Genomic DNA, 14,543 nt, shown 5'->3' with positions numbered 1-14,543 from the left:
AGGGTCGGCAAGGGGCAGCTGCAGGCTCGCGCGGGCCCGGGCGGGCCTGCAGCAAAGCGTTCAATTATAGAAGGCGGCGCGCTTTACAAATGCCGACACAAACAGTCATCGAGGGGGTGTGCAGACCGGCCCCGCAAACATAGATTCACGTCGGCGTCCCCGCAGGACGCCAGCCCCTTGACGGATCGGCACAGGAGGAATCCATGCTGCACATCGACAAGCACCGCCTCGTCGGCGACGAGGTCACCTTCCGAGGCACCCCCAACATCGGCGGGCCCCTGACGCCGCGCTACCTGATGCTGCACTACACCGCAGGCAGCTCGGCCGAGAGCTCGGTCGCCAGCCTGTGCACGCGCAAGCCGAGCGGCAACGCCTCGGCCCACCTGGTGCTCGGCCGCGACGGCCGCATCGTGCAGCTCGCCCCGTTCAACGTCGTCACCTGGCATGCGGGCGTCAGCGCCTGGGACGGGCTCACCGGCCTCAACCAGCACAGCATCGGCATCGAGATGGACAACGCCGGGGTGCTCGACGAGATCGGCGGACGCTGCTTCACCTGGTTTCGCAAGGAGATCGACACGGCCGAGGTGCAGCGTGCCGTGCACCGGCACGGCGGGCCGCAACGGCCCTGGCATGCCTACACCGGCGCGCAGATCGAGCGGGCGCTGGAGCTGGCGGAGCTGCTGGTGGCCCGGTACGGGCTGCTCGACGTCATCGGCCACGAGGACGCCGCCCCCGGCCGCAAATGCGACCCCGGACCGGCCTTTCCGCTGGCCGCCCTGCGCTCGCGGGTGACCGGCCGCAGCGACGGCCTGCTCGAGCACCGGGTCGTCACCGCCTCCACGCTGAACATCCGCCGCGGCCCGGGCGCGGACTTCGAGCCCGTCGCCGCCCCGCTGCCCCGCGGCACGGAGGTGCTGGTGCTCGAGATCGGCGCGCGCTGGAACCGGGTCGAGGTGGCCGGGCCGACCGACCTCGAGGGCTGGGTGGCCAATGCCTTCCTGGGCCCGGTCGCCGCGCCGCGAGGCCGGGAGGTGGCGGCGAGCGCGCCCGAGCCCGCGGCGGCACCCCGGAAATCGGGCCGCAAGCCGCGGCACTGAGCACCGCGGCGGGCACGACAGCGGCACGGCGAGGGACGCCGCGCCTGCGCGGGGTCAGCGCGGTGGCAGCAGGCTGCCCAGGAAACGGAACAGCCGGTCGTCACCGCAGAAGGCGACGTTGAAACGCATCCAGGCCGCGGTGGCCTGGTTGGCCGAGAAGAGGTGGCCGGGGCCGAGCATGATGTCGTCCTCGCCCGCCTGGTTGGACACCGCGCCCGCGTCCGGCAGCTGCGGATGGCGGGCCCACAGGAACATGCCGGCCTTGGGCTCGCAGAACAGCTCGAAGCCCAGGTCGTGCAGCCGTCCGGCCACCCGCTCGTGGGCTTCGCCCAGGCGATCGCGCAGGCCCTTGAGGTGCTTGCGCCAGCGGCCTTCGGTCAAGGCGCCGTAGACGATGCGCTCGCTGAACTCCGACGAGGTCAGCCCCGAGATCATCTTGAGCTGGGCGAGGTCCTCGACCATGTCCGGATGCGCGACCAGGAAGCCGCAGCGCAGATTGGGCGAGATGGTCTTGGAGTAGCTGCCCACGTGCACCACCCGGGAGAGCTGGTCGAGGCTGGCCAGCGAGGCGCGCGGGTCGGGATCGAGGTCGACGTAGATGTCGTTCTCGACCACGATGAAGTCGTGCTTCTCGGCCAGCTGCATCAGGCGGTGCAGGTGGGCCAGCTGGGCCACCGAGCCGGTCGGGCTCTGCAGCCGCGGCTGGGTGAAGAACACGCGCGGCTGGTGCTCGATGATCAGCCGCTCGAGCGTGGCCAGGTCGTAGCCCTGCGGCGTGCGGGGCACGCCGACGATGGTCGCGCCGGCGAACCGCAGCGAGAACAGCAGGTTGGCATAACCGGGGTCGTCGACCAGCACGGTGTCGCCCGCACGCACCAGGCGGCGGGCGGCCAGGTCCAGCGCCTGGCTGGAGCCCTGGGTCAGCAGCACCTGGTCGGGCGAGATCACGATCTCCTGCTCGGCCAGCGCATCCCGGATCAGCTGTCGCAGCGGCGCGAAGCCCTTGGGGTCGCCGTAGCCGCCCAGGTCGACATGCTCGGCCGCCAGCGCCCGCAGGCTGCGCCGCACGCCCTCCTCGAAGAGCCAGTCGTGCGGCAGCCAGCCGCAGCCCGGTTTCATCGCCAGGTGGCGGCTCTCGAAGATCTTGCGCAGGTACCAGGCCGAATCGAAGCTGTAGCCACCGCTGGGCGCGGCTTCGGTGGCGGGCACCTCGGTGGCGGCCCGCTTGCGCACGAAGAAGCCGGAGTGCGGGCGCGACACCAGATAGCCCAGCGCGACCAGCCGGTCGTAGGCCTCCACCACGGTGAAGACGCTGACCTCGTGGGCATGGGCGAACTGGCGGATCGAAGGCACCTTGGTGCCGGCACGCATCGAGCCGTCATCGATGAGCCGGCGCAGGCCGTCGACGATCTGGCTGACCAGCGGAATGGGAGACTGGGGATTGAGCGAAAACATGCCGCGGCAGGAAAGACAAGGGTGCACGAAGCACCGGAACACGCACGAAAGGCAGCATCCGGCACCAGGCCTGTGCAGGGCGGCGAGCTGTACCGGCCGGGTCGCCAGCACAGTGCACCGCGGGCTGGAGGCTGTCTGTGCATGGTAGCGGTTGCCCGGGCTGCCTACAGTCGATGACCTGACCTTCCCTGCCCGTCCCCACCGGAGAGCCCCGACCATGCACCGTGATCCCCACGTTTCCACCGACACCAGCAATGCGGCCCTGATGGCCCGCCGTCGTGCCGCCCTGCCCGCCGGTCTCGGCCAGACCTACGAGGTGTTCGTCGAGCGTGCCGAGAACGCCGAGGTCTGGGACGTGGAGGGCCGCCGCTACATCGACTTCGCCGGCGGCATCGCCGTGCTCAACACCGGCCACCGCCACCCGAAGATCGTCGAGGCCGTCAAGGCCCAGCTCGACCAGCACCACCACACCTGCTTCCAGGTGCTGGCCTACGAGAACTACGTCGAGCTGGCCGAGCGCCTGATCGAGCTGACGCCGGGTGACTTCGCCAAGAAGGCGTTCTTCCTGAGCAGCGGCGCCGAGGCGGTCGAGAACGCCATCAAGATCGCCCGGGCCGCCACGAAGCGCCAGGCCATCATCGCCTTCGGCGGCGGCTTCCATGGCCGCACCATGATGGGCATGGCGCTGACCGGCAAGGTCGCGCCCTACAAGACCGGCTTCGGCCCCTTCCCGGCCGAGATCTACCACGCCAAGTTCCCGAATCCGCTGCATGGCGTCAGCGTCGAGGACGCGATCGCCTCGATCGAGGCGATCTTCAAGTACGACGTCGAGGCCGCCCGCGTGGCGGCCATCATCCTCGAGCCAGTCCAGGGCGAAGGCGGCTTCTACGTCGCGCCGATCCCCTTCGTGCGGGCGCTGCGCCAGCTCTGCGACCAGCACGGCATCGTGCTGATCGCCGACGAGGTGCAGACCGGCGCCGGGCGCACCGGCACCTGGCTGGCCTGCGAGCAGTGGGTCGACGCCGGCGTGGGCGCACCCGACATCGTCACGATGGCCAAGTCGATGGGGGGCGGTTTCCCGATCTCCGCGGTGATCGGCCGGGCCGAGCTGATGGACGCCCCCGGCCCGGGCGGCCTGGGCGGCACCTACGCCGGCAGCCCGCTGGCCTGCGCGGCCGCGCTGGCGGTGCTCGACGTGTTCAAGGAAGAGCGACTGCTCGAGCGCAGCCAGGCGGTGGGCGCACGCCTGACGGCCGGCCTGCATGGCATCGCCTCGCGCCTGCCGTGCATCCAGGACGTGCGCGGCCAGGGGGCGATGATCGCCATCGAGCTGTTCACCGACGGTGACCTGAGCCGCCCGGACGCCGACCTGACGCGCCGCACCTGTGCCGAGGCGCTGCGGCGCGGCCTGGTGCTGCTGTCCTGCGGCGTGCATGGCAACGTGATCCGCATCCTGGTGCCGCTGACGGCCTGCGATGCGCTGCTCGACGAAGGCCTGGCGGTGCTGGAGGCCAGCCTGGCCACGGCGGTTGCCGGCAAGTGATCGGCGCCGGCCCGGGCCGGCCGATCAGCGATCGAACAACGACAGAAGGCGTGCCGTCCGCGGCACGCCTTTTTTTGTTGGCCCGACTGTTGTTTGCCGCCCGTCGCTCCCCGACTTTGGTATGGGCAACAAACTTCCAGATACTCCCACAATAACCCCTATCCTGTTTGTGGTTTTGGAGTACATGTATGCATCAAGGTAACGTCAAGTGGTTCAGCGATCAGAAGGGTTTCGGCTTCATCGAGGCTGACGGAATCACCGGGGATGTCTTTGCGCACTTTTCTGCCATCGTCAAGGACGGATACCGGTCGCTGAAGGAAGGGGCCCGGGTCGAATTCGAACTGATCCAGGGGGAGAAGGGATATTCGGCACAGAACATCGTGGCCCTGGCCAGCGCCGGCAGCAGCACCGGCGGCGAGGATGGCGGCGCCACGGCAGGCCCTTGAGCCTGCGGACGGCGCCGAGACGATCACCGGCCCGCCCTGCCCCCCTCATCACGAGCCCGGGAGGTCCTGACGACCCCCGGGCTCGCTGCCTTGTGATCCGGCACGGACCGTGACGTGCGTTGCGACGGCGACACAGGCCGGATCCATGCCGGTGGGCCACGTCAGGCGGTGGCCCGCAAAAAAGCGGCTTTTTTCGAGCCCCGGGACAGCGCCTGCCCCTGGCACGAGTTTTTGATCCGGTGGTTCACCGGGTTTCCAGGCCCTGGATTGACCCGCGCCTGTGCGGCCACCGCCGCCGATGCACCGCACACAAACACCATGCACCAACAAGGGCAATAGGTGTTGTGCTGTACCGGTTCATCCGCCTGCACAGTGCATCTGCAGATCTCCGGCTGTGTACATGGGCCCTTGCCCGGCGTGCTCCTACAGTCCGCCCGGTCGTGACGTCATCCCCCTGATTCACGCCCGCCTGCCCTGGAACCCGAGCCTGTACCGCCGACACCATGAACTCTGCCTTGCCTCGTCCCCTGGTCCGTTTCACCGGCGTCCAGAAAACCTATGACGGTCTCAGCCTGGTGGTGCGCTCGCTGGATCTGGAGATTCAGCGCGGCGAGTTTCTCTCGCTGCTCGGCCCGTCAGGTTCGGGCAAGACCACGACCCTGATGATGCTGGCCGGATTCGAATCGCCGACCGCCGGGGATATTCTGCTCGACGGTGCGCCGATCACCCGCACGCCGCCGCACAAGCGCAACTTCGGCATGGTCTTCCAGAACTACGCGCTGTTCCCGCACCTGAGCGTGGGCGACAACGTGGCCTATCCGCTGACGGTGCGCAAGGTGCCCAAGGCCGAGATCGCCACCCGCGTGGCCAAGGCCCTGTCCATGGTGCAGCTCGACGGCAAGGCCGACCGCTTCCCGGGCCAGCTCTCCGGCGGCCAGCAGCAGCGCGTGGCGCTGGCGCGCGCGCTGGTGTTCGAGCCGCAGCTGGTGCTGATGGACGAACCGCTGGGCGCGCTGGACAAGCAGCTGCGCGAGCACATGCAGATCGAGCTCAAGGAACTGCACCGCCAGCTGGGCGTGACCTTCGTCTACGTCACCCACGACCAGGGCGAGGCGCTGACCATGAGCGACCGGGTCGCGGTCTTCAACGACGGCGAGATCCAGCAGATCGACCGGGTCGATCGCCTGTATGAAACGCCGAGCAACCGCTTCGTGGCCGGATTCGTCGGCGACAGCACGCTGCTGGCGGGCAGCTGCGGGGCCACCAACTCGGTGGCCGGCGGCCCCTGCGAGCTGGTGCTGCCCGGCGGCGAGCGCCTGACGGGCGTGAACGTCAACGGCGTGCACCCCGGCAGCACGGTGCTGGCCTGCGTGCGGCCCGAGCGCATCGAGGCGCTGCTCGACGAGCCCGCCGACCGCCACAACGTCGTCAAGGCCGCGGTCAACGACGTCATCTACTTCGGCGACCACCTGCGGCTGCGCTGCGCGATCGCCGGCCAGGAGCAGGCCACGGTCAAGGTGCCGCTGTCGCTGCCGCGGGTGCCCGCGGCCGGCGAGGCGGTCTGGCTGCGCTTCCCGCCGACCTTCCTGCGGGTCTACGCCTGAGCGCGGCCCCTCGCCCCCAGGTCCCCGGCTCCGTGTTCCCGAGTTCTCTTTTCCCAACCGCACCAGGAGTGCATCCATGAAAAAAGCCCCCGTCGCTCTGGCATTGGCCGCTGTGGTCGCCTGCCTGTCGGCTGCGCCTGCCTTCGCGCAGAGCCAGCTCACCGTCGTGAACTTCGGTGGTGCCAACGGCAACGCGCAGAAGAAGGCCTATGTCGAGCCCTTCGAGAAGAGCACCGGCACCAAGGTGATCGGCGTCGAATACAACGGCGAGCAGGCCAAGATCAAGGCCATGGTCGAGAGCAGGAAGGTCAGCTGGGACCTGGTCGAGGTGGAAAGCCCGGATGCCGCGCGCGGCTGCGACGAAGGCCTGTTCGAGAAGATCGACTGGTCCAAGGTCGGCAACAAGGCCGACTTCCAGCCCGCCGCCGTGCAGGACTGCGCCGTGGGCATCTTCGTGTGGTCGACCGTGATGGCCTACAACGGCGACAAGCTCAAGGACGGCCCCCACACCTGGGCCGATTTCTGGAACACCAGGAAGTTCGCCGGCAAGCGTGGCCTGCGCAAGGGCGCACGCTACAACCTCGAGTTCGCGCTGATGGCCGACGGCGTCAAGAGCGCCGACGTCTACAAGGTGCTGGGCACGCCGGCCGGTGCCGAGCGGGCCTTCAAGAAGATGACCGAGCTCAAGCCCAGCATCCAGTGGTGGGAAGCCGGCGCGCAGCCGCCGCAGTTCCTGGTCGCCGGCGACGTGGTCATGACCACCGCCTACAACGGCCGCATCGACGCCGCGCAGCGCGAGGGCAAGAACCTCAAGATCAGCTGGACCGGCGGCATCTACGACCTGGACTACTGGGTCATCCCGAAGGGCGCACCGAACAAGGACCTGGCGATGAAGTTCATCACCGAGGCCTCCAAGCCCGAAGCCCAGGCCGAGTACGCCAAGCTGATCTCCTACGGCCCGACCAACAACAAGGCGCTGGGCAAGCTGGACGCCAAGACGCTGGCCCTGCTGCCGACCTCGCCGGCCAACAGCGGCGATGCGCTGAAGTTCAACATCACGTTCTGGGCCGACCAGGGCGAAGAGCTGGAAAAGCGCTTCGCCGCCTGGGCCGCCCAGTAAGGCGCCCGACCGTCACCCGCCTGGAGATCTGACCGACCATGACCACCGCCACCCTCGGCTCGGCCGAACTGACCCGCTCGCTGCACAGGGCCGAGCGACGCCGCAAGCTGACGGCGGTGGCCCTCACCCTGCCGCTGCTGATTTTCCTGCTGGTGACATTCATCGTCCCCATCGGCGCGCTGCTGCAGCGTGCGGTGGAGAACCCCGAAGTGGCCGACGTGCTCGTGCGCACCGGCCCGGCCCTGGCGGGCTGGGACCGGGCGGTCGAGCCGCCGGCCACCGCCTACGCGGCGCTGGCGCAGGACCTGTCGGCCCTGCCCGAGACCGCCCAGGCCGGCGCGCTGGCGCGCCGGCTCAACACCGAGGTCGCCGGCGCACGCTCGCTGGTGATGTCCACCTACCGCGCGCTGCCGTCCTTCGAGGCCGGCCTGAGCCCGGAGCAGGTCAAGCAACGCCTGCTGGCGGTCGACGCCCGCTGGGCCGACCTGAAGTACTGGCACGCGATCGCCAAGAACTCGAGCCGCTGGACGCCCGACTACCTGCTGACCGCCGTCGACCTGCACCGCGACGAGGCCGGCGAGATCCACGCCGTCGAGCCCGAGCGGGCCGTCTTCGGCAAGATCCTGCTGCGCACCTTCAACATCAGCGCCGTCGTCACGCTGATCTGCCTGCTGCTGGCCTACCCGCTGGCCTACTGGCTCTCCACGCTGCAGGCCCGTCAGGCCAACGTGCTGATGATCCTGGTGCTGGTGCCGTTCTGGACCTCCATCCTGGTGCGCGTGGCCGCCTGGATCGTGCTGCTGCAGCGCGAAGGCCTGGTCAACTCGGCCCTGGTGGGCATGGGCCTGATCGAGGAGCCGCTGGCGCTGCTGTTCAACCGCACCGGCGTGATCATCGCGATGGTGCACATCCTGCTGCCCTTCATGATCCTGCCGCTCTACAGCGTGATGAAGTCGGTGCCGCCGACCTATCTGCGCGCGGCCGTCAGCCTGGGCAGCGCACCGCTGGCCGCCTTCTTCCGCGTCTACGTGCCGCAGACCTGGCCGGGCATCGGCGCGGGCTCGCTGCTGGTCTTCATCCTGAGCATCGGCTACTACGTGACGCCGGCGCTGCTGGGCGGGGCGGACGACCAGATGCTGTCCTACTACATCGCCCAGTACACCAACGTCGAGGTGAACTGGGGCATGGCCTGCGCGCTGGGCGCGGTGCTGCTGGCGGCCACGCTGGTGCTCTACGCGGTCTACCGCCGCGTCGTCAAATCCGAACTGAGCCTGGGCTGAGGGGTCCACGATGAATCTGCTGCCGTCCGCCCTGAAACCCCAGTTCCCCGCCTACGCGACGCTGGCCGACAAGCTCGGCTGGTGGGCCATGCGCGGCCTGTGCGTGGGCCTGCTGGGCTTCCTGCTGCTGCCGATCCTGGTGATCGTGCCGCTGTCGCTCTCCTCGAGCTCCTTCCTGGCCTACCCGATGCCGGGCTGGTCGCTGCAGTGGTATGACAACCTGTTCTCCTCGCCCGAATGGGGCCGGGCCGCGAAGAACAGCTTCATCGTCGCGCCGGCGGCGACGCTGCTGGCCACGGTGCTCGGCACGCTGGCCGCGGTCGGGCTGGCGCGGGTGAGCTTTCCCGGCAAGGGCCTGCTGATGAGCCTGCTGATCGCGCCGATGGTCGTGCCCATCGTGGTGGTCGGCGTGGCCTGCTACCTGTTCTTCGCCCGCATCGGGCTGGCCGACAGCTACCTCGGGCTGATCATCGTGCACGCCGCGCTGGGGGCGCCCTTCGTGCTGACCACCGTGCTGGCCACGCTGCAGGGCTTCAACCACAACCTGGTGCGCGCCTCGCTCAGCCTGGGCGCCGGTCCGGTGCAGACCTTCTTCCGCGTCACGCTGCCGGTGATCGCCCCGGGCGTGATCTCGGGCGCGCTGTTCGCCTTCGCCACCTCGTTCGACGAGGTCGTGGTCACGCTGTTCGTGGCCGGCCCCGAGCAGGTCACGCTGCCGCGCCAGATGTTCACCGGCATCCGCGAGAACATCAGCCCGACCATCGCGGCCGTGGCCACGCTGCTGACGCTGTTCACCACCACGCTGATGCTGGCGCTGGAATGGATCCGGGGACGGCGGCGATGAAGAACCAGCCCCTGGGCGGCAACACCATGCCGCGTTTCGGCGGCCCGGCGACGATGATGCGCCTGCCGACGGCCGACAGCGCGGCCGGCCTCGATGCCGCCTTCATCGGCGTGCCGCTGGACATCGGCACCTCCAACCGCCCGGGCGCCCGCTTCGGCCCGCGCCAGATCCGCGCCGAGTCCTCGCTGATCCGGCCCTACAACATGGCCACCGGCGCGGCGCCCTTCGACGCGCTGCAGGTGGCCGATCTGGGCGACGTGCCGATCAACACCTACTCGCTGGAAAAGTCGCTGCCGATCATCACGGCCTTCTACCGGGAGGTGCTCGGCCACGGCTGCCGGCCGCTGACGCTGGGCGGCGACCACACGATCGCGCTGCCGATCCTGCGGGCGGTGGCCGAGCGCCACGGCCCGGTCGCGCTGATCCACGTCGACGCCCATGCCGACGTCAACGACGACATGTTCGGCGAGCGCATCGCCCACGGCACGCCCTTCCGCCGCGCGGTGGAAGAAGGCCTGCTGCAGGGCGACAAGGTCTGGCAGATCGGCCTGCGCGGCACCGGCTACGCCGCCGACGACTTCGACTGGCCGCGCCGCCAGGGTTTCACGATCGTGCCGGCGCACGAGGTCTGGTGGCAGTCGCTGGCCCCGCTGATGGCACGCGTGCGCACGCTCGTCGGGACGACCCCGTGTTACCTCAGCTTCGACATCGACGGCATCGATCCGGCCTACGCCGGGGGCACCGGCACGCCGGAGATCGGTGGGCTGACCGTGCCCCAGGCGCTGGAGATCGTGCGCGGCTGCCGCGGGCTGAACCTCGTCGGCGCCGACCTGGTCGAGGTCTCGCCGCCCTACGACACCAGCGGCAACACCGCGCTGCTGGCGGCCAACCTGCTCTATGAGATGCTGTGCGTGATGCCCGGCGTCCCGCTGCGCTGAGGCCCTGCGCGGCCGCTGCGCACCCCCCAAGACCCCACGGAGAACGTCCCCCATGTCCGAGTCCACCTCCCCCCTGTCCGCCCTGCAGGATCCGTCGCTGCTCAAGACCGATGCGCTGATCGACGGTGCCTGGATCGCCGGCACGGCCCGCTTCGACGTCACCGACCCGGCCACCGGCCGCCATCTGGCCGACGTCGCGCTGCTGGGTGCGGCCGAGGCCGGGGCGGCGATCGCCGCGGCCCGCGCCGCCTGGCCGGCCTGGCGCGCCAAGACCGCCAAGGAGCGCGGCGCCATCCTGATGAAGTGGTTCCAGCTGCTCAACCAGCACGCCGACGACCTGGCCCGCATCATGACCGCCGAGCAGGGCAAGCCGCTGGCCGAGGCCCGCGGCGAGGTGATCTACGGCGCGAGCTTCCTCGAGTGGTTTGCCGAGGAAGGCAAGCGCGTCTACGGCGAGACCATCCCGAGCACCGACGCCAACAAGCGTTTCCTGGTCATCAAGCAGCCCATCGGCGTGTGCGCGGCGATCACGCCCTGGAACTTCCCGATCGCGATGATCACGCGCAAGGTGGCTCCGGCGCTGGCCGCGGGCTGCCCGGTCATCATCAAGCCGGCCGAGCAGACGCCGCTGTCGGCGCTGGCCTGCGCCGAACTGGCGCTGCGCGCGGGCATGCCCGCCGGGGTGCTCAACGTGATCACGTCCGACAGCGACGGCTCGATCGCGATCGGCGACGTGCTGTGCGCCTCCGACACGGTGCGCCACCTGAGCTTCACCGGTTCGACCGAGGTCGGCCGCATCCTGATGAAGCAGTGCGCGCCCACGGTCAAGAAGCTCAGCCTGGAGCTGGGCGGCAACGCGCCCTTCATCGTCTTCGACGACGCCGACCTGGACAGCGCCGTCGAGGGCGCGATGATCAGCAAGTACCGCAACGCCGGCCAGACCTGCGTCTGCGCCAACCGCCTCTATGTGCAGGACGGCGTCTACGACCGGTTCGTGGAGAAGCTGGCCGCCAAGGTCGCCGGCATCCAGGTCGGCAACGGCTTCGAGGCGGGCGTGAACCAGGGCCCGATGATCGACGGCCAGGCGCTGGCCAAGGTCGAGAGCCATGTGGCGGACGCCGTCGGCAAGGGCGCACGCGTGGTGGTGGGCGGGGCCCGCCAGGGCGAGCGCTTCTTCACGCCGACGGTGCTCGCCGACGTGACGGCCGACATGCTGTGCGCCCGGGAGGAGACCTTCGGCCCGGTCGCGCCTGTGTTCCGCTTCACCACCGAGGCCGACGCCATCGAGCAGGCCAATGCCACCGAGTTCGGCCTGGCGGCCTATTTCTACAGCCGCGACATCGGCCGCATCTTCCGGGTCGGCGAAGCGCTGGAGTCGGGCATGGTCGGGGTCAACACCGGGCTGATCTCGGTGGCCGAGGTGCCGTTCGGCGGCGTCAAGCAGTCGGGCCTGGGGCGCGAAGGCTCGCGCCACGGCATCGAGGACTACGTCGAGATGAAGTACCTCTGCCTGGGCGACATCCTGCGCTGAGCCCGTGGCCGGGCCCGGGGCCCGGCATCAGTCGTCGTTGGCGGCCGGCGCGCCGGCGCGCTCGACCTGGCGGCCCAGGCTGGTGCGTCCGGCGCCGCGCTGCAGCGCGGCCGACGACAGCGCGCGGCGCAGCAGGTCCTCGGCCGTGCGGCCGTCGGTCGGGTAGTGGCTCAGGCCGGTGGCCACCGAGACCACCGCCGCCTGACCACCCGCGGTGTAGGGCTGCGTGACCAGCTGGCTCAGCTTGGTCGCCACCCGGCGGGCATCGTTGTCGGATTCGGTGCGGGGCAGCAGCACGGCGTAGGCGTCGTTGCCCAGCGCGCAGACCAGATCGCTGGAGCGCACGCCGGCGCGCAGGCGCACGGCGATCTTGCGGCGCAGCGCCCGGGCCATCTCGGCCCCCATGTGGGATTGCGCGCTCGACAGCCCCTCGATGCGCAGCACCAGCAGCGCCATGTGCGCCGGCTCGCGCTCGCGCAGCGCGCAGAGCTGTCCGAGCAGGTCCACCAGCTGGGCCTGGTTGGGCAGGCCGGTGGCCAGGTCGATCGACCAGGCGCGGCGCAGGTGCTGTTCGGCCTGCTTGCGCTGCGCGGCCATCCACAGCGTGCGCATCAGCAGGTCGGGGTCGGCCTGCGAGCGGGCCACGATGTCCTGCACGCCCGCCTGCAGCAGGCGGCTGGCCATGCCCGGCGTCGGGGCGGGGGCGATCACCACCACCCCGCTGTCGAGCGAGGCCTGCGACAGCGCCGGCCAGGCCAGCAGTTCCTCGAGCGCCTGGGCGTCGGCGCAATGCACCAGCAGGGCATCGGGCGTGGTCTCGGCGAGCACCGCCTGGGCGGCGGCCAGGTCAGCGCAGTGCTGCCACTGGCCGGGGCCGAACGCGGAGTTCGCCTGGGTGAGCTCGAAGGAGCCGATTTGCAGGATGGAAAGAGATGCTGTCATGTTGTTGAGCGCCACCATGACCGCATGATGCGCCAGCTATTTCACGCCGTGACGCGGATTTGAACCGAAAGTACCGCCGTTACCGGGCCCTCAACGGGTCAGCATCCGGCGTGCCGCATGGCTGGCCAGGTCGACCAGCAGCACCAGCAGCAGCATCGCGCCGAGCACCGTGGCGGTCTTGCCCATGTGGAACAGGCCCATGTGGAACATCAGCAGCTGCCCCAGCCCGCCGGCCCCGACCACGCCCAGCACGGTGGCCGCGCGGATGTTGTTCTCCCAGCGGTAGAGCGTGTAGCTCATCAGCTGAGGCAGCACCTGGGGCAGCGTCGCGTGGAAGAACACCCGGCCCGCGCCCACGCCCTGGGTGCGCAGCGCATCACCCGGCTCGGGCGGCGCGTTCTCGATCGCCTCGGCGAAGAGCCGCCCCAGCACGCCGGTGGTGTGCAGCGCCAGGGCCAGCGTGCCGGCGAACGGCCCCAGTCCGGCCGAGATCAGCAGCAGCGTGGCCCAGACCAGCTCGGGGATGGAGCGCAGCAGGTTCAGCAGCCAGCGCGCCGGCGTGCGCAGCAGGGCGCGGTCGCCGGGGTGCAGGCGGCTGGCCGACGTGGCCAGCACCAGGCCGGCCAGCGCCGCCAGCACGGTGCCGAAGGCCGACATCGCCAGCGTCTCGACCGCACCGCGGCCGACCCGGACCAGGAAGGCCGGGCCGAGGTCGGGCGGAAAGAACTCGCCGACGAAGCGGCCCATGCTGCGGGCGGCCTCGAGCGACAGGAACTGCGCCCACTGCAGGTCCAGCGACAGGAAGCTGCCGATCACCAGCAGCCCCAGCCCCAGCAGGAAGGCCACCGCCTGGCGGCGCCCACCGGTCGGACGCGGCGGCAGCGCGGGCGAAGGTGCGGGCGGGCGGCTCATCCGAGCGAGCGCCTCAGCCAGCCGCTGGTGCGGTCGGCCAGCGCCACCAGCGCGACGAAGACCAGCAGCATCGTGGCGACCTCGCCACCGTTGAACATCTTCATCGAGCCGTCCATCTGCTGGCCCAGCCCGCCGGCGCCGACGAAGCCCAGCACCACCGACGAGCGGATCGCGCATTCCCAGCGGTAGACGGTGTAGGAGGTCAGCTCGGCGGCGTTCTGCGGCAGCAGCCCGTGGAAGAAGGCCTGCAGCCGGCCGCAGCCGTTGCGCAGCAGCGCCTCGGTCGGATGGGCCTCGCCACTCTCGAGGATCTCGCCATAGACCTTGCCCAGCATGCCGCCATAGGTCAGCGCGATGGCCAGCACGCCCGAGGTGGGCCCCAGCCCGACGACCCGCACGAAGACCAGCGCCCAGACCAGCTCCGGGATGCTGCGCAGCACGATCAGCAGCGCACGCACCCCCAGGCGCAGCAGCGCCGGCAGCGTGGCCATGCGCCCCGACAGCGCCGAGATCGACAGCATGCGCGTGGTCACCAGGGCCAGCGGGATCGCCAGCAGCAGCGCCAGGCTGATGCCCGCGGTGGCGATGGCCACGGTGCGCCAGGTCTCGCGGGCCACCAGCGCCAGGAAACCCGGCTCGACCGAAGGCGGGAAGAAGCCGCCCAGGAACTGGCCGGTGACCCGCAGGTTGTCGGGCTGCAGCAGCACCCAGGGGTGGAACTCGGTGGCCTGCACCAGCGGCCAGACCAGCACCAGCGCGACCACGCTCCAGCACAGCCTGCCGATCCACGCGGGGTCGCGCCGGGCCGCTGCCGTGGCGCACATGCGCTCG

General features: G+C 70.2%; 13 protein-coding genes. 9 read left to right on the top strand and 4 right to left on the bottom strand.

All coding sequences use genetic code 11. From position 1 onward, the window contains the following. Positions 1–203: 203 nt before the first annotated feature. Positions 204–1,097, top strand: a complete 894-nt coding sequence (locus C7444_RS04510) for an N-acetylmuramoyl-L-alanine amidase (protein ID WP_110399638.1) — start codon at positions 204–206, stop codon at positions 1,095–1,097. A gap of 54 nt (positions 1,098–1,151) precedes the next feature. Here the strand turns inward: C7444_RS04510 and C7444_RS04505 are convergent, their stop codons facing one another. Further along, complete coding sequence (locus tag C7444_RS04505; RefSeq protein WP_110399637.1) at positions 1,152–2,552, bottom strand: aminotransferase-like domain-containing protein; 1,401 nt, start codon at positions 2,550–2,552, stop codon at positions 1,152–1,154. A 217-nt stretch (positions 2,553–2,769) separates the two neighbouring features. On the opposite strand from C7444_RS04505, the gene gabT reads away from it, so the two are divergent. The 8 genes from gabT (at position 2,770) to C7444_RS04465 (ending at position 11,858) form a co-directional block, all read left to right on the top strand. Continuing rightward, positions 2,770–4,095, top strand: a complete 1,326-nt coding sequence (gabT, locus tag C7444_RS04500; RefSeq protein WP_110399636.1) for a 4-aminobutyrate--2-oxoglutarate transaminase — start codon at positions 2,770–2,772, stop codon at positions 4,093–4,095. Between the two features lie 188 nt (positions 4,096–4,283). Continuing rightward, complete coding sequence (locus C7444_RS04495; RefSeq protein WP_110399635.1) at positions 4,284–4,541, top strand: cold-shock protein; 258 nt, start codon at positions 4,284–4,286, stop codon at positions 4,539–4,541. Positions 4,542–5,044: 503 nt separating this feature from the next. After that, positions 5,045–6,145 (top strand): ABC transporter ATP-binding protein, encoded by a 1,101-nt coding sequence (locus C7444_RS04490; protein WP_110399634.1) that lies wholly within the window; start codon positions 5,045–5,047, stop codon positions 6,143–6,145. Positions 6,146–6,221: 76 nt separating this feature from the next. Continuing rightward, positions 6,222–7,265 (top strand): ABC transporter substrate-binding protein, encoded by a 1,044-nt coding sequence (locus C7444_RS04485; RefSeq protein ID WP_110399633.1) that lies wholly within the window; start codon positions 6,222–6,224, stop codon positions 7,263–7,265. 38 nt (positions 7,266–7,303) lie between these two features. Continuing rightward, the gene (locus C7444_RS04480) at positions 7,304–8,545 is read left to right on the top strand and encodes an ABC transporter permease (RefSeq protein WP_110399632.1); all 1,242 of its coding nucleotides are present in this window, start codon (positions 7,304–7,306) and stop codon (positions 8,543–8,545) included. Between the two features lie 10 nt (positions 8,546–8,555). Then, positions 8,556–9,389: an ABC transporter permease gene (locus C7444_RS04475; protein WP_110399631.1), complete on the top strand. Its 834-nt coding sequence runs from the start codon at positions 8,556–8,558 to the stop codon at positions 9,387–9,389. Continuing rightward, entirely contained in the window at positions 9,386–10,327 is a 942-nt protein-coding gene (speB, locus tag C7444_RS04470; RefSeq protein ID WP_110399792.1) for an agmatinase, read from the top strand. Before C7444_RS04475 ends, speB begins: the two co-directional genes overlap by 4 nt. 52 nt (positions 10,328–10,379) lie before the next feature. Continuing rightward, positions 10,380–11,858: an NAD-dependent succinate-semialdehyde dehydrogenase gene (locus tag C7444_RS04465; RefSeq protein WP_110399630.1), complete on the top strand. Its 1,479-nt coding sequence runs from the start codon at positions 10,380–10,382 to the stop codon at positions 11,856–11,858. Between the two features lie 27 nt (positions 11,859–11,885). Here C7444_RS04465 and C7444_RS04460 read toward each other — a convergent pair whose 3' ends face one another. The 3 genes from C7444_RS04460 to C7444_RS04450 form a co-directional block, all read right to left on the bottom strand. Further along, positions 11,886–12,800 (bottom strand): GGDEF domain-containing protein, encoded by a 915-nt coding sequence (locus C7444_RS04460; protein ID WP_146219349.1) that lies wholly within the window; start codon positions 12,798–12,800, stop codon positions 11,886–11,888. 90 nt (positions 12,801–12,890) lie between these two features. Continuing rightward, complete coding sequence (gene phnE / locus C7444_RS04455) at positions 12,891–13,712, bottom strand: phosphonate ABC transporter, permease protein PhnE (RefSeq protein WP_110399628.1); 822 nt, start codon at positions 13,710–13,712, stop codon at positions 12,891–12,893. Continuing rightward, positions 13,709–14,536: a PhnE/PtxC family ABC transporter permease gene (locus tag C7444_RS04450; RefSeq protein ID WP_110399627.1), complete on the bottom strand. Its 828-nt coding sequence runs from the start codon at positions 14,534–14,536 to the stop codon at positions 13,709–13,711. Before C7444_RS04450 ends, phnE begins: the two co-directional genes overlap by 4 nt. Positions 14,537–14,543 lie beyond the last annotated feature (7 nt).

This window comes from Sphaerotilus hippei (genome assembly GCF_003201595.1).
In the GTDB taxonomy this organism is placed as follows: domain Bacteria; phylum Pseudomonadota; class Gammaproteobacteria; order Burkholderiales; family Burkholderiaceae_C; genus Sphaerotilus; species Sphaerotilus hippei.
Note: the sequence above shows the minus strand (reverse complement) of the source record. Positions and strands in the feature narration are given on the sequence as shown.